General features: G+C 56.9%; 23 protein-coding genes and 1 pseudogene. 18 read left to right on the top strand and 6 right to left on the bottom strand.

Going from position 1 to position 19,902, the window contains the following annotated elements; translation table 11 throughout:
- The 15 genes from rplX to C437_RS10585 all read left to right on the top strand — a co-directional run bounded on the left by rplX (position 1) and on the right by C437_RS10585 (position 9,884).
- A complete protein-coding gene (gene rplX / locus C437_RS10655) occupies positions 1 to 363 on the top strand; it encodes a 50S ribosomal protein L24 (RefSeq protein ID WP_004516960.1) in 363 nt (120 codons plus the stop codon).
- A complete protein-coding gene (locus C437_RS10650) occupies positions 360 to 1,115 on the top strand; it encodes a 30S ribosomal protein S4e (protein WP_004516959.1) in 756 nt (251 codons plus the stop codon). Before rplX ends, C437_RS10650 begins: the two co-directional genes overlap by 4 nt.
- Positions 1,112 to 1,645: a 50S ribosomal protein L5 gene (locus C437_RS10645; protein WP_004516958.1), complete on the top strand. Its 534-nt coding sequence runs from the start codon at positions 1,112 to 1,114 to the stop codon at positions 1,643 to 1,645. Before C437_RS10650 ends, C437_RS10645 begins: the two co-directional genes overlap by 4 nt.
- Entirely contained in the window at positions 1,642 to 1,827 is a 186-nt protein-coding gene (locus tag C437_RS10640; protein WP_004516957.1) for a 30S ribosomal protein S14, read from the top strand. The genes C437_RS10645 and C437_RS10640 overlap by 4 nt, the downstream gene beginning before the upstream one ends.
- A 2-nt stretch (positions 1,828 to 1,829) precedes the next feature.
- On the top strand, positions 1,830 to 2,222 hold the full coding sequence (locus tag C437_RS10635) for a 30S ribosomal protein S8 (protein WP_004516956.1): 393 nt from the start codon (positions 1,830 to 1,832) through the stop codon (positions 2,220 to 2,222).
- A 2-nt stretch (positions 2,223 to 2,224) separates the two neighbouring features.
- Positions 2,225 to 2,761, top strand: coding sequence for a 50S ribosomal protein L6 (locus tag C437_RS10630; RefSeq protein WP_004516955.1), 537 nt, complete (start codon positions 2,225 to 2,227; stop codon positions 2,759 to 2,761).
- Positions 2,761 to 3,486, top strand: a complete 726-nt coding sequence (locus tag C437_RS10625; RefSeq protein WP_004516954.1) for a 50S ribosomal protein L32e — start codon at positions 2,761 to 2,763, stop codon at positions 3,484 to 3,486. The genes C437_RS10630 and C437_RS10625 overlap by 1 nt, the downstream gene beginning before the upstream one ends.
- Positions 3,486 to 3,935, top strand: a complete 450-nt coding sequence (locus C437_RS10620; RefSeq protein WP_004516953.1) for a 50S ribosomal protein L19e — start codon at positions 3,486 to 3,488, stop codon at positions 3,933 to 3,935. The genes C437_RS10625 and C437_RS10620 overlap by 1 nt, the downstream gene beginning before the upstream one ends.
- A complete protein-coding gene (locus tag C437_RS10615) occupies positions 3,935 to 4,498 on the top strand; it encodes a 50S ribosomal protein L18 (RefSeq protein ID WP_023843357.1) in 564 nt (187 codons plus the stop codon). Before C437_RS10620 ends, C437_RS10615 begins: the two co-directional genes overlap by 1 nt.
- Positions 4,495 to 5,133, top strand: a complete 639-nt coding sequence (locus tag C437_RS10610) for a 30S ribosomal protein S5 (RefSeq protein ID WP_004516951.1) — start codon at positions 4,495 to 4,497, stop codon at positions 5,131 to 5,133. Before C437_RS10615 ends, C437_RS10610 begins: the two co-directional genes overlap by 4 nt.
- Positions 5,133 to 5,597, top strand: coding sequence for a 50S ribosomal protein L30 (rpmD, locus tag C437_RS10605; protein ID WP_004516950.1), 465 nt, complete (start codon positions 5,133 to 5,135; stop codon positions 5,595 to 5,597). The genes C437_RS10610 and rpmD overlap by 1 nt, the downstream gene beginning before the upstream one ends.
- Positions 5,597 to 6,094: an uL15m family ribosomal protein gene (locus tag C437_RS10600; RefSeq protein WP_004516949.1), complete on the top strand. Its 498-nt coding sequence runs from the start codon at positions 5,597 to 5,599 to the stop codon at positions 6,092 to 6,094. The genes rpmD and C437_RS10600 overlap by 1 nt, the downstream gene beginning before the upstream one ends.
- 6 nt (positions 6,095 to 6,100) lie before the next feature.
- Positions 6,101 to 7,564 carry a preprotein translocase subunit SecY gene (gene secY, locus C437_RS10595; RefSeq protein ID WP_004516948.1) on the top strand — a complete coding sequence of 488 codons (1,464 nt, stop codon included), beginning with the start codon at positions 6,101 to 6,103 and terminating at the stop codon, positions 7,562 to 7,564.
- 266 nt (positions 7,565 to 7,830) lie between these two features.
- Positions 7,831 to 8,817: an SDR family oxidoreductase gene (locus tag C437_RS10590; protein ID WP_004516947.1), complete on the top strand. Its 987-nt coding sequence runs from the start codon at positions 7,831 to 7,833 to the stop codon at positions 8,815 to 8,817.
- 2 nt (positions 8,818 to 8,819) lie between these two features.
- The gene (locus tag C437_RS10585; protein ID WP_004516946.1) at positions 8,820 to 9,884 is read left to right on the top strand and encodes a glycosyltransferase family 4 protein; all 1,065 of its coding nucleotides are present in this window, start codon (positions 8,820 to 8,822) and stop codon (positions 9,882 to 9,884) included.
- A 97-nt stretch (positions 9,885 to 9,981) separates the two neighbouring features.
- Here the strand turns inward: C437_RS10585 and C437_RS10580 are convergent, their stop codons facing one another.
- From C437_RS10580 to C437_RS10570, 3 genes are read right to left on the bottom strand one after another with little or no spacing between them, the layout of a single operon-like run.
- On the bottom strand, positions 9,982 to 11,448 hold the full coding sequence (locus tag C437_RS10580) for a sulfatase (protein WP_049919736.1): 1,467 nt from the start codon (positions 11,446 to 11,448) through the stop codon (positions 9,982 to 9,984).
- A complete protein-coding gene (locus C437_RS10575) occupies positions 11,445 to 12,611 on the bottom strand; it encodes a glycosyltransferase (RefSeq protein WP_004516944.1) in 1,167 nt (388 codons plus the stop codon). The genes C437_RS10580 and C437_RS10575 overlap by 4 nt, the downstream gene beginning before the upstream one ends.
- Positions 12,608 to 13,708 carry a glycosyltransferase family 4 protein gene (locus C437_RS10570; RefSeq protein WP_004516943.1) on the bottom strand — a complete coding sequence of 367 codons (1,101 nt, stop codon included), beginning with the start codon at positions 13,706 to 13,708 and terminating at the stop codon, positions 12,608 to 12,610. Before C437_RS10570 ends, C437_RS10575 begins: the two co-directional genes overlap by 4 nt.
- Positions 13,709 to 13,821: 113 nt before the next feature.
- Between C437_RS10570 and C437_RS19880 the strand changes: the two genes are divergently transcribed.
- Together C437_RS19880 and C437_RS19875 are read left to right on the top strand one after the other, a co-directional pair.
- On the top strand, positions 13,822 to 15,162 hold the full coding sequence (locus tag C437_RS19880; RefSeq protein WP_079992061.1) for a flippase: 1,341 nt from the start codon (positions 13,822 to 13,824) through the stop codon (positions 15,160 to 15,162).
- Between the two features lie 44 nt (positions 15,163 to 15,206).
- On the top strand, positions 15,207 to 16,388 hold the full coding sequence (locus C437_RS19875) for a sulfatase-like hydrolase/transferase (protein WP_074654890.1): 1,182 nt from the start codon (positions 15,207 to 15,209) through the stop codon (positions 16,386 to 16,388).
- 1 nt (position 16,389) lies between these two features.
- Here the strand turns inward: C437_RS19875 and C437_RS10550 are convergent, their stop codons facing one another.
- Positions 16,390 to 17,094, bottom strand: coding sequence for a CatB-related O-acetyltransferase (locus C437_RS10550; protein WP_049919734.1), 705 nt, complete (start codon positions 17,092 to 17,094; stop codon positions 16,390 to 16,392).
- A gap of 157 nt (positions 17,095 to 17,251) precedes the next feature.
- The gene (locus tag C437_RS10545; RefSeq protein ID WP_004516938.1) at positions 17,252 to 18,655 is read right to left on the bottom strand and encodes an O-antigen polymerase; all 1,404 of its coding nucleotides are present in this window, start codon (positions 18,653 to 18,655) and stop codon (positions 17,252 to 17,254) included.
- Positions 18,656 to 19,003: 348 nt separating this feature from the next.
- On the opposite strand from C437_RS10545, the pseudogene C437_RS20170 reads away from it, so the two are divergent.
- Positions 19,004 to 19,125, top strand: a pseudogene (locus tag C437_RS20170) (IS5/IS1182 family transposase); the annotation flags it as partial.
- Positions 19,126 to 19,157: 32 nt separating this feature from the next.
- Here the strand turns inward: C437_RS20170 and C437_RS10540 are convergent.
- Positions 19,158 to 19,902, bottom strand: a 745-nt coding sequence (locus C437_RS10540; protein WP_004516937.1) for an IS5 family transposase, incomplete at its 5' end; no start/stop codon positions are given.

The following is a 19,902-nucleotide window of genomic DNA, read 5'->3' as shown; positions in this document are numbered from 1 at the left end:
ATGAGCAAGCAACCAGACAAACAACGCAAGAGTCAACGACGTGCCCCGCTTCACGAGCGGCACAAGCAGGTCCGGGCGACGCTTACGGCCGACCTCCGCGAGGAGTACGGCCAGCGCAACGTCCGCGTCAACGCTGGTGACACCGTCGAGGTGCTCCGTGGCGACTACGCCGGCGAAGAAGGCGAAGTCCTCGAAGTCAATCTCGACAAGGCTGTCATCCACGTCGAAGACGTCACGCTCGAAAAGACGGACGGTGAGGAAGTCCCGCGGCCGCTTGACACCTCAAACGTCCGCGTGACGGACCTAGACCTCGAAGACGAGAAGCGCGAGGCGCGTCTCGAATCGGAGGATGATTCCGCATGAGTAACCACCAGAAGCGACTCTCGGTGCCGGACAGCTGGCCCGTAGAGCGCAAGACAGCGACGTTTACGGTGAAAGCCGGTGCCGGCCCGCACGGTGAGGACGGGGTTCCCCTTCTCATCGTCCTTCGGGACGTGCTCGGCTACGCCGACAACCGCAAGGAAGCCCGCTATGCCCTCAACGAGGACAACGTCCTCATCAACGGGAAGGCCATCTCCGACGAGGAACGCCCCGTCGGGATGTTCGACATTCTGGCCTTCACCGAGCGCGAGGAGTACTACCGCGTGTTCCCCGGCGAGGGCGGTCGGCTGGCGCTGACCGCAATCGACCCGGACGCGGCCCAATCGAAGCTCGGCAAGATCGTCACCAAGACCCACGTCTCCGGTGGCGACGTCCAGCTTGGTCTCCACGACGGTGAGACGCTCATCGTCGAGGACGGCCAGACCTACGACGGTGGCGACTCCATCGTCGTCGGTAACGAGGACGGCGAGATCGTGGCCCACTTCGAGTACGAAGAGGGCGCGCTCGTCACCGCCGTCGACGGCGCCCACGCGGGCGAAGTCGGCGAAATCGAAGAGATTCAGGTGACGCCGGGTTCAGCCCAGAACAACGTGATCGTCTCGCAAGACGATGGTGAAGGCTTCGAAACGGTCGAAGAGTACGTCGTCGTCATTGACGAGAACTTCACGAGCGACTCGGACGACGAGTCGGAGACCGTGAGCGGCGAAGCCGCGAGCGAGGGTGATGACGAATGAGCTCCGAGAGTGAGTCCGGCGGCGACTTCCACGAGATGCGCGAGCCGCGCATCGAGAAGGTCGTCGTTCACATGGGTATCGGCCACGGTGGCCGCGACCTCGCCAACGCGGAGGACATCCTCGGGGAGATCACCGGGCAGGCGCCGGTGCGAACGAAGGCCAAGCGGACCGTCGGCGAGTTCGACATCCGCGAGGGCGACCCCATCGGTGCGAAGGTCACCCTTCGCGACGAGATAGCCGAGGAGTTCCTCGACACCGCACTGCCGCTCGCCGAACTGGCGACGAGCCAGTTCGATGACACCGGCAACTTCAGCTTCGGCATCGAGGAACACACCGAGTTCCCGAGCCAGGAGTACGACCCGAGCATCGGAATCTACGGGCTGGACGTGACGGTCAACCTCGTCCGCCCCGGCTACCGCGTCGCAAAGCGCGACAAGGCGTCGCGCTCGATTCCGACGAAGCATCGACTCAACCCGGCGGACGCGGTCGCCTTCATCGAGTCGACCTACGACGTGGAGGTGAGCGAATGAGCGAAAGTGAAACCACAGACGAGCCCGATTCCGAGACGGCAACCAGTGAGCGAACTGGCCAGCTCGAGTCCTGTCAGCGCTGCGGGCGCGAACAGGGACTCGTCGGCAAGTACAACATCTGGCTGTGCCGCCAGTGCTTCCGCGAGATCTCGCGGGGCATGGGCTTCAAGAAGTACAGCTAACAATGACAGGGAACGACCCATTTGCCAACGCACTGTCGGCGCTTAACAACGCCGAAAGCGTCGGGCATCTAGAGCAGACAGTATCGCCCGCTTCGAACGAGATCGGCAGCGTCCTCGAGGTCTTCTATGACCGCGGGTACATCGACGGGTTCAGCTTCGTCGACGACGGCAAAGCCGGCGAGTTCGAAGTCGAACTGAAAGGAGCCATCAACGAGTGTGGCCCGGTCAAGCCCCGCTACTCTGCGGGCGCAGACGAGTTCGAAAAGTGGGAGAAGCGGTTCCTCCCCGCCCGTGACTACGGGACCCTCGTCGTTACGACCAGCCACGGCATCATGAGCCACTACGAGGCTCGTGAGCAGGGCGTCGGTGGCCAAGTCATCGCGTACGTATACTAACAATGCCACGAGTAGAACTGGAGATTCCGGAGGACGTGGACGCCGAGCAGGACCATCTCGACATCACTGTCGAGGGGGACAACGGCAGCGTCACACGTCGGCTCTGGTACCCTGACATCGACGTGTCCGTCGACGGCGACACGGTCGCCATCGAGTCCGACGAGGACAACGCCAAGACGATGTCGACGATCGGTACCTTCCAGAGCCACATCGAGAACATGTTCCACGGCGTGACCGAGGGCTGGGAGTACGGTATGGAGGTATTCTACTCCCACTTCCCGATGCAGGTCGACGTCGAGGGTGACGAAGTCGTCATCGAGAACTTCCTGGGCGAGAAGGCCCCCCGCCGCACGACGATCCACGGCGACACGGACGTCGAAATCGACGGCGAGGAGCTGACCATCAGCGGTCCCGACATCGAAGCCGTCGGCCAGACCGCCGCAGACATCGAGCAGCTTACGCGCATCAACGACAAGGACGTGCGCGTGTTCCAGGATGGGGTGTACATCACCCGCAAACCGAACCGAGGTGACGTCTGATGGCGGACAATGAAGAAGACGTCGAAGCAGAGGAAGAGTACACCGAACTGACCGACATCAGCGGCGTCGGCCCGTCCAAGGCGGAGTCACTCCGCGAGGCCGGCTTCGAGTCGGTCGAAGACGTTCGCGGTGCCGACCAGTCCGCGCTCGCCGATGTCAGCGGTATCGGGAACGCGCTGGCGGCCCGAATCAAGGCCGACGTCGGCGGACTCGAAGTCGAGTCCGAGACCGAAGCTGAAGTCGAAGAGGAAGGTGGCGAGGAAGCGCCCGACGAGGACGTGGAGACGGAACTCCAGGCCCGCGGGCTCGCCGACAAGACACCGGACCTCTCCGACGAGGACGCGCGGCTGCTGACCCAGCGACACCGGGTCGGCAAGCCGCAGTTCAACCGTCAGGACCACCACAAGAAAAAGCGCGTCTCGACCTCGTGGCGCAAGCCCCGCGGCCAGCTCTCGAAGCAGCGCCGCGGCATCAAGGGCAAGGGCGACACGGTCGAGGCAGGCTTCCGCTCGCCGACCGCGGTTCGCGGCAAGCACCCGTCCGGCTTCGAGGAAGTCCGCGTGCACAACGTGGACGACCTCGAAGGCGTCGACGGCGACACCGAGGCCGTCCGAATCGCCTCGAAGGTCGGCGCTCGCAAGCGCGAGCGAATCGAAGAGGAAGCCGAGGACGCGGGTATCCGCGTGCTCAACCCCACCTACGTTGAAGTCGAGGTGAGTGAGTGATGACTGATCTCTCCGCACAGAAGCGACTCGCGGCAGACGTCCTCGACGTCGGGAAGAACCGCGTCTGGTTCAACCCCGAGCGACAGGGCGACATCGCCGACGCGATTACCCGCGAGGACGTTCGCGAACTGGTCGATGAGGGCGCCATTCAGGCGAAAGACAAGAAAGGCAACTCCCGTGGACGCGCCCGGGAGCGCCAGAAGAAGCGTGCGTACGGCCACCAGAAGGGAGCCGGCTCCCGGAAGGGCAAGGCAGGCGCACGGCAGAACTCCAAGGAGGACTGGGAGTCACGCATCCGCGCACAGCGGACGAAGCTGCGCGAACTGCGTGACGAGGGAACGCTTTCGAGTTCGCAGTACCGCGACCTGTACGACAAGGCCGGCGGTGGCGAGTTCGACAGCGTTGCCGATCTCGAACGTTACATCGACGCAAACCACGGTGACGCATAATGGCGACAGGACCACGATATAAAGTACCGATGCGGCGACGCCGCGAGGCCAGAACCGATTACCATCAGCGGTTGCGCCTGTTGAAATCCGGCAAGCCACGTCTCGTTGCTCGAAAGAGCAATAAACACGTCAGGGCGCAGCTGGTGACGCTTGGCCCCAACGGCGACGACACCCTCGCGTCCGCTCACTCGAGCGACCTCGCCGAGTACGGCTGGGAGGCTCCGACGGGCAACATGCCCTCGGCGTACCTCACCGGTCTGCTCGCCGGGCTTCGCGCGCAGGAAGCGGGCATCGAGGAAGCAGTGCTTGACATCGGACTCAACAGCCCGACCCCCGGAAGCAAAGTATTCGCAATACAGGAAGGCGCAATCGACGCCGGCCTGGACATTCCGCACAACGACGACGTACTCGCCGACTGGCAGCGCACGCGCGGTGCCCACATCGCCGAGTACGACGAGCAGCTTGAGGAGCCGCTGTACAGCGGCGACTTCGACGCTGCAGACCTCCCGGAGCACTTCGACGAGCTCCGCGAGACCCTACTGGACGGTGACATCGAACTATGAGTGCTAACAACGGATGGGAGCCACGGACACGCCTCGGCAAGCAGGTTGTCGAGGGCGAAATCGACTCCATGCAGGAGGCGCTGAACTCCGGGCTCCCGCTGAAAGAATCGGAAGTCGTCGACCAGCTCGTTCCCGATCTGGAAGACGAAGTGCTGGACATCAACATGGTCCAGCGGATGACAGACTCCGGCCGCCGCGTGAAGTTCCGCTGCGTGGTCGCCGTTGGCAACCGCAACGGCCTCATCGGCTACGCCGAAGGGCGTGACGATCAGGTCGGCGGTGCCATTCAGAAGGCCATCGACATCGCGAAGCTGAACATCATCGATGTCTCCCGTGGCTGCGGGTCCTGGGAGTGTGGCTGTGGCCGTCCGCACACGGTCGCGCTACGCACCGAGGGCAAGGCCGGGAGCGTCGAGGTCGAGCTCCAGCCGGCCCCGCGCGGGCTGGGCCTGGCGGGCGGGGAGACCGTCCGCAAGGTGCTCGAACTCGCCGGTATCGAGGACATCTGGACACGCAGTAGCGGGAACACGCGCACCACGGTCAACTTCGCGAAGGCGACGTTCAACGCCCTGCAGAACACGGCCGAGGCGCGCGTCCCCGAACGAACCTTCGAGAAGCGAGAGGTGATCGAGTGATGCACGCGCTCGTCCAGCTCCGTGGCGAAGTCAACATGCACAGCGACATCCAGGACACCCTGGAGATGCTCAACATCCACCACGTGAACCACTGCACGCTCGTCCCCGAGACGGACGCCTACCGCGGCATGGTGACGAAGGTCAACGACTTCGTCGCCTTCGGTGAGCCAAGCCAGGAGACGCTAGAGACGATTCTGGCTACGCGCGCCGAGCCGCTCGAGGGCGACGCCGACGTGGACGACGAGTGGGTCGCCGAGAACACGGACTACGACGACATTTCCGGACTCGCCTTTGCGCTCCTCTCTGAGGAAACGACGCTGCGCGAGCAGGGACTGTCCCCGACACTCCGTCTGCACCCGCCACGCGGCGGCCACGACGGTGTCAAACACCCCGTCAAGGAGGGCGGGCAGCTCGGGAAACACGACACCGAGGGAATCGACGACCTCCTGGAGGCGATGCGATAATGACGAGTAAAAAGAAACGACAGCGCGGCTCGCGAACGCACGGCGGCGGCTCGCACAAAAACCGACGTGGTGCCGGCCACCGCGGTGGTCGCGGTGCCGCAGGCCGTGACAAACACGAGTTCCACAACCACGAACCGCTCGGCAAGAGCGGCTTCAAGCGCCCGCAGAAGGTGCAGGAAGAGGCCGCGACTATCGACGTTCGCGAGATCGACGAGGATGTCACGCTGCTTGCCGCCGAGGACGTCGCCGAAGTCGAAGACGGCGGCTTCCGTGTCGATGTCCGTGATGTGGTCGACGACGCCGACGACGCCGATTACGTGAAGGTACTCGGTGCCGGCCAGGTCCGCCACGAACTCACGCTCATCGCCGACGACTTCTCCGAGGGCGCTCGCGAGAAGGTCGAAGCTGCAGGCGGGAGCGTCGAACTGACCGACCTCGGCGAGCAGCGCCAGGCCGAGGCCGAAGAAACCGACGACGCGGACGCGGACGAGGAATAACGAACGATGAGCTGGAAGGACACCGCCGAACCACTGCTTGTCCGGATGCCCGCAGTCCAGCGGCCGGACGGACACGTTCCGTTCAAGCGCAAGCTCACCTGGACAGGGGGCGTACTCCTGCTGTATTTCTTCCTGACGAACGTGAAGCTGTTCGGGCTGGACATCGACGCCAGCCAACAGGTGTTCGGACGCTTCTCCTCGATTCTGGCCTCCGGCCAGGGGAGCATCATGCAGCTGGGTATCGGTCCGATCGTCACAGCGTCCATCGTGTTACAGCTCCTCGGTGGGGCGGACCTGCTCGGGCTGAACACCCAGGACGACCCGCGCGACCAGATCCTCTATCAGGGGCTCCAGAAGCTGCTGGTGCTCGTGATGATCTGTCTCACCGGGCTCCCGATGGTGTTTGCCGGCGGCTTCCTCCCGGCTGACACGGCGGTCGCGAACTCACTGGGTATCGGCACGGCCGGTGTCCAGTGGCTCATCTTCGGCCAGATGTTCGTCGGCGGTGTCCTCATCCTGTTCATGGACGAGGTCATCTCCAAATGGGGCGTCGGCTCCGGTATCGGCCTGTTCATTGTCGCCGGCGTGAGCCAACGACTTGTCGGTGGCATCCTGACGGCCCCGTTCCTCGGGAACAGCGAAGGGATCATCTACACCTGGTACCTGTTCATCACCGGCCAGCGCGGTACCGGACCAGTGCTGGCTGCTGATGGCCTCCAGACCGTGCTGCTCCAGGGTGAACTGCTGGGGCTGTTCACGACGGTCCTCATCTTCGCAGTGGTCGTCTACGCCGAATCGGTCCGTGTCGAGATCCCGCTGTCGAACGCCCGCGTGAAAGGAGCCCGTGGCCGGTTCCCGGTCAAGCTCATCTACGCGAGCGTCCTGCCAATGATCCTCGTCCGGGCGCTGCAGGCGAACATCCAGTTCCTGGGCCGGATCCTGAACGCCCAGCTAGGCTCGATGCCGGCGTTCCTCGGCACGTACGCTAACGGCCAGCCAACCGGCGGTCTGTTCTACTTCCTTGCCCCCGTTCAGAGCCGTGGTGACTGGATGTGGTGGCTCGAAGGAACGGCCCAACCGGTCTGGCAGATCCTGACGCGGGTCGGTATCGACCTGTTCGTCATGCTGGTCGGCGGCGCCATCTTCGCCGTCTTCTGGGTCGAGACCACCGACATGGGCCCGGAAGCGACTGCCAAACAGATCCACAACTCCGGGATGCAAATTCCCGGCTTCCGTCAGAACGTCGGCGTCATCGAGAAAGTCCTCGAGCGGTACATCCCGCAGGTGACTGTCATCGGTGGTGCTCTAGTGGGGCTGCTTGCAGTGATGGCCAACATGCTGGGCACCATTGGCGGTGTCTCCGGTACCGGGCTGCTGCTGACGGTCTCCATCACGTACAAGCTGTACGAGGAGATCGCCGAAGAGCAACTCATGGAGATGCATCCGATGATGCGCCAGATGTTTGGCTAAGTTGTAGAACGATTATAGAACGGGGGGCAGCTCGGAGACAGTCTTTCCGGGCCGTTCTTTTCTCTTTGTCACAGACGCGGATCGATTCCGAGCAACAATTATTATTCACCCAGCCACTGCTATCCCGAAAATACGAGCGCGCTGAGTGACTCTTCGGAAGAGCTGGAGGTGATGAAACTATCTAAAATCATCAACTAAAGGAGGTTCTTTTATCGAGTGGCGCGAATACAGTAGACCTTTTACTGTAGCACGGTTCGGAGCCGATAATGCGAATACTCGTCACTGGAGGCGCTGGATTCATCGGCGGCCATCTTGCAGAGCGATTCGTCACCGACGGCCATGACGTCGTCGTGCTGGACAATTTCGACCCCTTCTACGATACACGAATCAAGAACCACACCGTCGAAGTCTGCCGCGAACGCGCTGACGAGGGCGACGGCACCTATCGACTCGTCGAAGGCGACGTTCGGGATGCCGACCTCGTTACTGAACTGGTCGAAGAAGCCGATTACGTCTACCACCAGGCCGCGCAGGCGGGCGTGCGCCCGAGCGTTCAGAATCCCCGCAAGTACGACGACGTCAACGTCGATGGCACGCTGAACGTCCTCGACGCAGCTCGTGGCACCGGTATCGAACGCGTTGTGCTCGCCTCGTCGTCGTCGGTGTACGGCAAGCCCGAGTACCTCCCCTACGACGAGTCACATCCGACCACACCCGTAAGTCCCTACGGTGCGTCGAAGTTGGCGGCCGAACGATACGCCTGCGCCTACAGCGAGGTCTACGACTTGCCAGCGGTCGCGTTACGCTACTTCACGGTGTACGGGCCGCGGATGCGGCCGAATATGGCCATCTCGAATTTCGTCTCGCGGTGTCTGAACGGTGAGCCGCCGGTAGTGTACGGCGACGGCACGCAGACGCGGGACTTCACGTTCATCGAAGACATAGTCGAAGCGAACGTCACGCTGCTATCTGAGGACGCTGCCGACGGCGAGGCACTCAACATTGGGAGCACCGATAACATCGAGATTCTGACCTTGGCCGAGGAGATCCGGGATCAACTAGCGCCGGACCTGGAAATTGAGTTCGCCGAACGCCACGACGCTGACGCCGAACACACCCACGCAGACAGCTCGAAGGCTTCGGAGTTGCTCGGCTACGAACCGAGTCGGACGATCCGGGAGGGTGTCGCAGAATTCGTCGAGTGGTACCGTGCGAATCGGGAGTGGTACGAGCCGCTGGTTCTGGAGAGCTGATAATGCGGATACTGCGTGTCGCGCAGAAACTCTATCCCGAGGTACCCGGCGGTGGGACCTATCACGTCCATGCGATGAGCCGAGATCAGGCGGCGATGGGCCACGACGTGACGGTGGCGACGATTCGTCGGGACCCAAGTGCGCCAGCTGTCGAAGAGCGAGATGGATATACGGTTAGGCGGTTCGACTCGATTGCCTCACCCCTTGGAAACGAGATTAGTCCCGGGTTGGCTGGATATCTCCGTCGGAGTTCGGAGTTCGACGTCGTGCACGCCCATTCACACCTGTACTTCTCGACGAATCTGGCGGCGCTTGGCCGGTGGGTTGGCGAGACGCCACTTGCGATCACAAATCACGGCCTGTACTCACAGACGGCGCCCGAGTGGGTGTTCGATCTGTATCTCCGGACGCTTGGCCGGTGGACGTTCAATAAGGCCGATGTGGTGTTCTGTTATACTGATGAGGATCGCGAGCGCGTGCGAGAGTTCGGTGTGAAGACGCCCATTGAGGTCGTCCACAATGGGATCGACACGAGCCGATTCCACCCAGAGGGGCCGAGAAGTGACCGCATCGACTACGACGGGCCGGTCGTGCTCTTCGTTGGTCGGTTAGTCGACGGGAAACGGCCGGAAAACGCAGTCGAAGCTGTCTCGCCACTCGCCGAACAGCGTAACGCCAAACTGTACGTGGCCGGAGAGGGGCCACTTCAGTCGGCAATCGCGGCCGAGCATGTCGAATTTCTTGGCCAGATACCCTATGAGGAGATGCCCGCGGTGTATCGAGCAGCGGACGTGCTCGTGTTGCCGAGTCGGTCTGAGGGATTGCCGCGGACAGTGCTTGAAGCGATGGCTTCAGGTATCGGAGTCGTGGTGAGCGATCTGGAACAGGTCGCGCCCGTCGTTGGTGACGGCGGTGTGACCGTTCCCGTCGGGGACATCGCGGGGTTCGCCGAGGGGTTAGAGACGGTGCTCGACGGTGAGATTGCCGATCCGAGGTCGCGAATCGAGGGACAGTTCGACTGGGCGGAGACCGTCGAGCGGGCGACGGCGGTGCTTGAAGAGTTGTAGATGAACGAGATCGAGTAAAGTCATGGAATTTACAGACAGTCTCAGAAGGCTTGCCCGGGAGGAACGAAGGCTCTGAACGGTGCTAATCTGACTGCCGTCAGTCCTGCAGGTAGCCGAGGTCCTCCAGGCGATCCTTCGCGTCCGCGGACATCGTCGTCGCTCCAGTTGGGTCGGCCTGCTCGAAGGAGTCAAGCCACTCGTCTAATGTTGTATCGAGATCAGCGACGACGTCCTCGTGTGTGTCGGATAGGTCATTCGTCTCTCCGGGGTCAACCTGGACGTCGTAGAGTTCCGTCGTGCCGTCCGAACCGCGGATGTACTTGTAGCGGTCCGTGCGGATGGCTCTGAGTGATCGATCGTATGTGTGGACGTGTTCAGGGAGGTCGCCGACGCGTTTTTCGAGGGCGTCCATCGACGGCTGTGGGGCTATGTATTCGGCGATAGCGTACTCGCGTGTTTCGTCAGCGTCGGGGTGGAACGAGATTCCTTGGAACTGATCTCGGGCAGCCGGCGCGTCAATGTCGAGCACGTCAAGAATCGTCGGTGGGAGGTCGACGAGCTGGACCAGGTCGTCGATCTCGCCCTCCTCGAAGGGGCCGCCGTGGACGAACAGCGGGACGTGAAGGAGGGTGTCGTAGAGAGCGTACTGGTGGTCCATCAGACCGTGGTCGCCGATGTTCTCCCCGTGGTCACTCGTGACGATGAACAGGGTGTCTTCCCACTCGTCTTCGGCTTTGAGGAGGTCGACGACTTCCTCGATTTTCTCTTCGAGGTAAGCAATCTCCGCGCGGTAGAGCGCACGGAGAATCTCGAAGTCCTCGTCGGTCAATTCGACGGTGTCGGCGGTGTATCCCCAGGCGTCCTGAGAGACTTCCATCGCTTCCTCGTAGGTGACGCCTGCAGGCAGATGTTCAACGGCGTGAGCTTTCGGGGGACGGTACTCTAGATGGGGCTCGAGATAGTTGACAAACAGAAAGAATGGGCGTGAATCGTCTCTATCACCAAGCCAGGCTTCGATCCACGCGTTCGTCCGGGCAGCCCCATCGTCGTCCGTCTTTCTGAAGAATTGCCCATAGACCGCATTTGCGATGTTCGTGAGTGGGTCCCCATCGAACAGCGCTTTTCCTGCCCTTCGTATCTTGTCGAATCCCTCCTCTTGGCGGGCGATGCGTCCGAGGTCGGTGTCGGACTGGACGTACTGCCACGTCTTGTAAAACGTCTCGAATCCCCGTCCGAACCCGAACTCCTCGCTTATCCAGGTGTTATTCGAGATGGCAACTGTCTCGTAGCCTTGATTCTGGAGGAGTTCAGGAACAGTGAGGAGAGTCTCGTTGAGGTGCTTGTGTCCCGCGTGTGCGCCATGTTTCGATGGCGAAGTCCCTGTGAACAGGGACGCGTGTGACGGGAGCGTCCACGGAGCCGAGGTGAAGGTGCTGGTAAAAGACTCAGTAGACAAGAGGCTATTTTCCTCATCAGTGACGGCTGGCTCGTCCTCAACCAGTCCATAACACTCCCTGGCTCGTGCCGTATCCATTACTATCAAAACGACGTTTTGATCAGTCATCGGTCACCAGCAGTGGATATACCACGTATATGTGAATCTGTATGAAGCTGACTATATATCTCTCGGTATCTCGATGCTATCCGCTCAACACTGTACTTCGAGGCCTGCGTTTGGGCCGCATCGATTTTCTGCGCTAGTAAAGCCGGCGACTCCGATAGCCTCTGGATTTCGTCCGATAGCGCCCCAGCGTCCCGTGGTTGGAAATAGCTAATGACATCTTCATTTCCGATCTCTCGATACGCGGGGATACTCGATGCGATAATCGGTTTGCCGAGTGCCATCGCTTCGACCAATGCAATTCCGAACCCCTCTCTAATAGAGGTGCTGACGAAAAGGTCCGCACCGTTGATGATGGCGAGACTTTCGGTACGGTCTACCTGTCCAAGGAGTGTGACCTGATCTGAGACGCCGTACTTTTCGATGGTCTTCGTCAGTTCGGCCTTGAGGTCTCCGCCACCGACGATCACAAAGTGATATTGCGCATCCATATTGGCGGCAGCACGAATCAGTGTTTGATGGTTCTTCGATTCCGTAAGGCGGCCAACACTCACGATGAGGTCGTCGTACCTGACAAGATTATACCGTTGTAGAACCTCTGGTGTGTGCTGTTTGGAGTCTCTGACGAGGTCAAAATCGATTGGATTGTGTACAACTTCGATATTGTTACCTGCTACTCGACGAGGGATCGAGCTGCTGGGCCCGTAAATCACCTCGGCCACTGTCTCCGAGACGCAGATAGTACAACCAGACAGTCTGTTAGTAAGGACGTTCGCGACCCGTGGAATGGACCACTGGTCGGCAACGCCGTGATGGTGACCGACGCTTTTCGTCCCCGAAACGACTGTCGACGCCATCCGCGAAATAACGTTGCAATACAGGGAGTAGCCGTGGAGAATATCAATATCACTCTTTAGTAGTAGCCTGACAACGGCCGGGAGCGGTTTCAGCTGGTACTTTTCTGTCGAACTGTACGGTGCGTCGCGAACCCGACATATCTCGATATCGTGTTTCTCGAAGTCCGGACGCACACTATCGTCGATATGTCCCAGACACCAAATCTTAAATGCTACCTCGTCTCCGATGGCGGCGATGATATCCGTGAGAAGAGACTCGCCACCCCCCCGAACGATTTTGTCAGCAAGTACAGCAACCGTCGGTTTCATAGGCTCTCGTAGAACTCCACGGTCTCTTGGGCGATTTCCTGCCAGCCCTCCGCCTGTGCCCGCTCTCGATTCTGTGCTCCCATCTCTTGCATCTCTGCGTGGTGCGTCATGGAATAGTTTAGCGCACCAGTCAACTCAGAACGGTCGTCCGGCGGCACGAGCAACCCATTCGTCCCGTGCTCAAACGTTTCTGCGAACCCTTCAACCTCGGTAGCGATGACCGGGAGACCGAACGCGAAGCCGATATGCACGACACCGCTCTCCGAGATCGTGTCATATGGGGTGACGAGCGTGTTAGCTGATTTGAAATACACTGGAACTTCGTCGTTCTCCACGAACCCAATATGTGTCTCGACGTGGTCCGTGATTCCATACTCCTCGGCTGTCTCTATATATCTGGCAGTGAGGTCGTCGTCGATGGACTTCCCGGCAATCAACAGGGTCGCATTAGCTAACTGTGAGTCGTCCAGATGTGCGAACGCATTCAGAAGCAGGTCAAGCCGTTTGTCACGACGCAGATAGCCAAAAAAGAGAAACACGTAGTCGTCTTCGTTGAGTCCAAGTTCTCGCCTAGCTGTTGACTGTGTCAGTTCAGGCCGATAGTCCGTGTAGAAGTCGTAGCTCCCGTGGTCGATGACCGCCTGTGGCGTCGTAACTCCGGCGGCTTCCATCCGCTCTTTATCCTGTTCCGTGTGCCAGATGACGCCGTCACAACGATTGTAAATCTGTACCTGAAACCGTTCGTACAGCGGTCGCCCGAAGTGGGATTTCGAACTGTGTGGAGTGAGAACCAGTTCGAAGTCAAATACTAATTTACAGAGCAGCAGCGTACAGAGCAGGCCCAGATTCGTGCTTTGTGAGTGGATGATGTCTGGTTTGAATTGGCGCAGTTGGGCAACTGTCAGCCAGACATCGGTGATTGCATTCTTGCCATAAATCGGGGTAGCTTGTGGGTTCTTGTCTATATAGGTGTAATCTTGATTGCATAGCATTCGGAATGCGACGACCCGTTGGGAGAGTTCTGCATAGAGATTCTGAGAGTAGTCTTGCAGCCCCTGGCTAGTCGAGGGACATATAGCAATGACCCGGTCAACCATCTGTTCTGTGATTTATCCGACGGGCATTTAAACCTTATTTGTGCTCATCCTCTTTTAGAACTCGGCTAATCAGTTCAAAAGAGACTTAGCCCGGTGTTCTAAGTACCACACGTATGGCCCACTCAAGAGTAAAGGATATCTTGAGAAGCGGTGGGATAAATTTTGTCGGAATGGCAGTTCGATTGACCCTATCCTTTCTAGTTTCGGTGCTTGCGGCCCGATATCTTGGACAAATAGGCTACGGAACGCTGTCCATCGGAACGACTATTCTAGCTGCTGTGTCAACATTAACCATGGTTGGTCTCGGTCAGGGTGTAAGCGGCTATCTACCGCGATACGATTCTCCAGAAACAAAACGGGACATACTCGTCTCCGCCAGTCTCATCATCCTTCCCGTTTCCGTCGGTATTGCTACAGCACTGATAGTTGCTGCTCCTTTTCTTTCCTCAAATATCTTCGACGATCCCTCATTAGTACCTGTAATTCGTGTTTGTGCTCTTGGTATTCCAGTTGCAAATATCGGTCAATTGGCGGTCAGCGCCATTCGAGGCAACAAACAGACCCTCCCGAAAGTTCTCATTGATGATATTTGCTTACAAGGTTCCCGTGTGATCCTTGTCGCTCTTTTTGGTTTAATTGGACTAGGAACAGTCGCGATTGCCAGTGCATACACGGCCTCACTCGTACTCTCCGCTACGTTTGGACTGTACTATCTAATCCGCCAGACTCCACTGATTTCGGCCTCTGGTACAATCAAAGTACGAAGAGATCTTCTCAGTTACAGCTTTCCTCTATGGATTTCAGCAGGCATGAGTGTTATATATTCGGGGACAGACACATTCATTATCGCTTACTTTTCTGAAACCGCTTCAGTGGGAATTTATAACGTCGTATATCCACTTGCACATCACCTGTCAATTATAATGATTAGTGTCGGATACATAGCGTTGCCCACGTTCTCTGAGATGCATGCCAATAATGAATATGGAAAAATAAAATCAAATTATCAATCAGTCACAGAGTGGGTTCTTGCCGGAACGCTAGTACCGTTTCTCATGATTTTGTTCTTCCCTAATGAGATTATCACATTATTCTTTGGTTCGGAGTTCACCGTTGGAAGCCTCGCGCTCTCAATTCTCGCATTCGGGTTCTTTTTCCATTCCATTACTGGCCCAACATCTGATATAGTCAAAGCAATTGATGCCTCTCGTTTAGTAATGGTAGATGGTGCTGTGGCAGCCCTTGTAAATTTCATTCTAAACATCATTTTAGTACCGCAGTTTGACTATATTGGTGCTGCCATTGCGACGACATCTTCATACGCACTTCTGAACGGTCTCTATTCCTACCAAGTGTATACACGGACAGGTGCACATCCTTTCTCGAAGAAATACCTACTTCTCATCACTCTTACTGCTATCCCTGTTTCGGGGTGGTTCCTCTTGATCCTCTGAGTAAGCAGATTAATGACTCCTGCTGTCCGAGTCGGTAAACACTGATGACACTAAGTGACCCTCTGCGGAACAATGCTGTTGTTGACAACATCAATAACGTCGTTATCTTCATTTCTGATTCTGTTCGGTATGACTCAGTACCCAGCACAGTCAAGAGTAAGGGGGTTACCGCAAAGGCGGTTGCCCCTAGTACGTTTACCGCATCAAGCGTTCCGTCGATCCTGACTGGGCAGTACCCCTCACACCATCATATCTGGTCGTTCGAAGACGAGCTCGGACATCTCCCCACACTGTTTACCGGCCCGGAAGATGCTGTGTTTGATTATGACGAGGAATTCCACCTCCAGCCTAGAATAATCAACTCTCCACCACGAAAATCCCTGAATGACCTTGCCTCTCCATTTATTTACGTGTATCATGACCGAGGGGGGCATTTCCCGTATGGCCGTTCATTTGAATCGTATCCTGATATGCATTCCTTTTTTGATGAATATACAGATACCGAAACTCTTCGGGAGCTATATCACGAGAGTGTTAATGAGTCGGCAGACCGATTTATTGAATTGATAGACACGTTAGAAGACGCCAGTATATTAGAAAACACGCTATTAGTATTCATTAGTGACCACGGGGAAGTATTAGGTGAACATGGAGGACTTTTCACCCATGCCATTCCGATGGTTCCAGAGCTAACAGAAATTCCGATCGTATTCGTTGGTGCGGGCCTTCCGAAGGACCAGGAGATGGATGCGCTTCTATCCGGGACGGATATCGTTCCCACTGTCCTCAATGCACTCGGCCGGGAGCCGCCAAAACAAGTAGATGGTTCGGACATCTGGCGTCAACCCCCTGACTCTAGCCAGTTACTCCGTTCCGAAGTTTGGAAACAAACGAAATACGAGCGGTTAAAATCGTACGTCGCTGGGGGCGTATGGGACAAAAACGGCGGCTACGTTTCCCACCGCGGCTCCTGGGTTGATCGGTTTGTTTATGCTTCTGGGGTCCATCTAATAAAGGGGCCACACGCCTCAGTAGCACGGACTCTTTCAGTGAGCAATTACTGGGAGATGTTCAAAGCTCATCTCCCATCAAAGATCAGATATGGGGATCCAGATTTCGAATTCAGTGACGCAATGGAAGCAATACCAGAATTTGAACGTGAGGAAAGTGTAACTGAACCTGATGTCGACCGGGAACGGTTAAAACAGCTCGGCTATCTGGAGTGAGCTAAGTGTTGATGAGTGCGTGAACGCTATTTACTTTCGACAGATCGGTATCAAAGAAAGCCTCGTTGTCTTGGATTTTCTCTTCTGACCAGTCCCACCACTTAATTTCGAGAAGTTCTTCCCTAATTTCCTCTCGGAACCGCCATTTTTTATGAGCTGCAGGAACTCCAGCCACTACTGAGTACGGATCCACATCATCCGTGACGATGGCTCCGGCGCCGACGATAGCTCCATTACCTATTGTGACGCCCGACAGCACTGTCGCCCGTGCGCCAATCCAGACATCGTTACCAACCGTGATAGGTCCTTTCGAAACACGTTCCAGCCGAGTGTCGAACATATCACGATAAAATCGATCCTGTAACGATGGCTTTTTACTCATGTGATCATGTTGTCTTAACATCACTTGTGGGGCGATAGCACAGTAATCTCCTATTGTGATCTCTCCATGAAGATCACTGCTGCCGTTAAGAGTTGTACGTTTCCCAATTTCGATGTCTCCGTTCAAAACTGAGTGTTCCCCAACTTTTACCGCGTCATGTAGTCGTATGTCCCCGCTAAGCTCGCAACGGCGTGCAATCTGAACGTCTGTACCTGTATGAACCGAGGTGGATACTGGCGCCTTATTTATAATATTTACAACCGACTTGGGATACCCAGTGAGCGAGACTAACCACGAGAGCGTCGTTTTAATCTTGTTGTTCATAGCGATATATCGATATGAATTCTTCCATTAGGTGAATAAACCTGCTGGAAGTGCCGCTATGAGTTCTTTGATGATGGTGGTTTTGGTTCACTCACTTTTCTCGGAATAGAAACCTAAATCGGATCCCAGTGGCCGTCTACTCTCGTGAACTGTAATGTTATGTCTTCTGCTTGGACCGCGTAGAACCAGATCCGCCTGACACATAATATAAACAACAAAATAACGGGACAAGCAACATTCCCGTCCCTGGAAGCGAATTAGAGAAGTTCCCCATTAGCAGGAAATCGTTCGTGAGCGCTGCGAAGATGATGATTGACGCGTAGCTCTGTTTCTGGACGATCAGCCACTCGTAACTCCCTCTAATAATGACGCCCACCAGCAACAGCCCGATAACGACCCCTGGTAGCCAGAAATTGAGATAGAGCTCTCCCAACATGGTTATGGGTACGCCGTAATCACCCGCGATGCTCGGATAGAACGCTGCGTTGTACACTGCGTTCGTCTCCCGGAACGGCTGTAGCGGGATCACTTCGAAAAAAGCGCTGAGGAACGTCTCGCCATACACGAAATCCTGTGTCTCCGGGACACCTGATATGAGTACGACAACGTTGTTGAACGGACGTGTCGGTGACTCCCTGAAAAGGAGGGGGTTCTGGAGGTGGTACGCGAGGTCTGCAACGTCTAGTGTCACGGCAGCAGACATAATGTCGGCGGCCCAGGCCGGGATAATTTTCACACCGAAGAAGATGATTATCCCCTGAAACAATGAAAACTGATAGACCAGATAATGAATCAGGAATGCACAGACGACAAATATACTGAACGCACGCCCCCGCCCGCCGAGCAGCCAGAGCAGACGTACGTTAAACAATATGAAAGGGACTGTAACGATGAGTTTCCATGGCTGGCGGATCTCGACTGTCAGGTCGTTAAACGAAATTGCCGAAATCATCGCATCTGCGAGAAGTAGGATTGAAGCGACATTGAGTAGATTCACCAGTACGAACGCGAGACGAGAATTCCCTTTTGCCAGATGGCTCCTGGGTCCAGCCCCTAATGTCGGTAAGAGTAGCCAGAAGCCATAGAGTCCGAGTGCTGTGGTTACGATAATTGCCAGCCAAGCTCGGCGCGACGACCACCCCCTGCCAAATTGTGGGACCCGTGTTGCGAGTATTCGTCCCCACGGGCGGTAATAGCCAAGCAACAGCATAGAAATTCCGACTGTCGCCAGTATCAATACTTTCAGAATCGCCGTTTCCGGATTAGTAACGATGTAATCCGCCTGAAACACGAAATCTCTATTCAGAAGTCGGCGAGCTGCGCCGATGCCGTAGACAATTGCGAACACCGGAGCAAACCACATAACCGGTGAAAATGGATCGATTCGCCCGACAGCACCCTCGTAAGCGTATGGAAACACACCCAGTGTCAACAGTAAGAATATGAATGGCCAGTGAAGAGGGTACGACGATGAGAGAACAAGAAAACCAACCACAGCAACGAACAATTCCACAAAAATCATCGTTACCTGGGCGGGCTTCACTGAGATAATCTCAGACATAATTCAGTACGGGCTTAAATGGGACTTCCGATAATAAGCGTGTTCAAAGGCACGGCTAAAATTGTCTTCGTCGCCGTATTTAATCATGGGTTCGTCTATCCCACCGAGTTGCTGACGGCAAATAACCTTCGCTGACGGGGGTCTTTGATGAATGCTTCGTTGTGAGCCGAGAAATCAATAATATCCACTACTAATAATAAAATGAAGTAGTGGTAACGGAATTTATATATTCTAACAACTATGGTCTAGGTATTCGGTGTCTTTGGAGCCATCTGCTTTTTTGAAAAGCCTCTGCGAGAGTCTGAATCGGTGGTTTAGAGAAGATGAAGTCGAGGAGGAAATCCTGGCATGGAGATCTCGCTCCTCAACTTCGTTCAGGAGTGTAAGCAGTTAGCCAAACAAGCGTTGGGGACGCGAGCGGGCGAGCCCGCCAGCGGCGGGTTCGCCGCTGGAAGCACATCGTTCTCAACGGCTGTGTTGAATCGCCATACAGCAGTGGAATTCACTGTTTCACGGCTCGCTTGATGTTATAGACGACACACATCAGCGCGATTTCACGGAACTCACGGAACCAAGTACGCGCTCGCACGGCGAAGCCGAGCGAGCGCTTCACAGCCGAGTTCACGGTCTCTGTCATCGAGCGCTGATTGTAGCGCTGTTCGTCGATTCTGGCGTTGTGCGCGTGGTCGTAGGGTGCGAAGATACGATGTTTGATGAGCGGGCGAATCCCGAGGTTACGAAGGGATTCGCGGAGCGATTGCTTGTCGTATCCCTTGTCTGCGGCGAGAGACCGCAGATCGCCCGCGTTCCGGCGGGCGATCTGCTCGGCGAGGTCTGCGTCGCTTCCTTCTCGGTTCGTTGAACAATGAACGTCAAGGATGGCTTGAGAGTCTGTATCTACGAGCTTCGTGACTTTGAGCTTCTGCACGCGGTAGCTAATTCGCTGGCAGTAGTGGCGGCTTGCCGCTGAGCGTTCGTAGAATGTAGCGTCGATAGCACCGTGTTTCGAGGGGTCGTGCAGCTGCGCCGATTGGCGCAGCAGCACTCGGCAGACGCTCATACTGATCCGGTCGAACGCCTTACACAACGTGGATGAGGAGGGGAGATCGGCCGCGTTGAGGCCGATCTCCCCGGTTATTTGTGGCATCTCCTTCAGGAGGTCGATCGTCATCCGGTAGGACGTGTCGAGGTAAATCCGGAGACAATGGAGGGAAACGAGCGCGTAGTCGGCGAATCCGCCGCCGCCT

It is taken from the genome of Haloarcula vallismortis ATCC 29715 (assembly GCF_000337775.1).
Classification (GTDB): Archaea; Halobacteriota; Halobacteria; order Halobacteriales; family Haloarculaceae; genus Haloarcula; species Haloarcula vallismortis.
The sequence above is the reverse complement of the archived record's forward strand: the minus strand, read 5'-3'. Positions and strand labels throughout refer to the sequence as shown.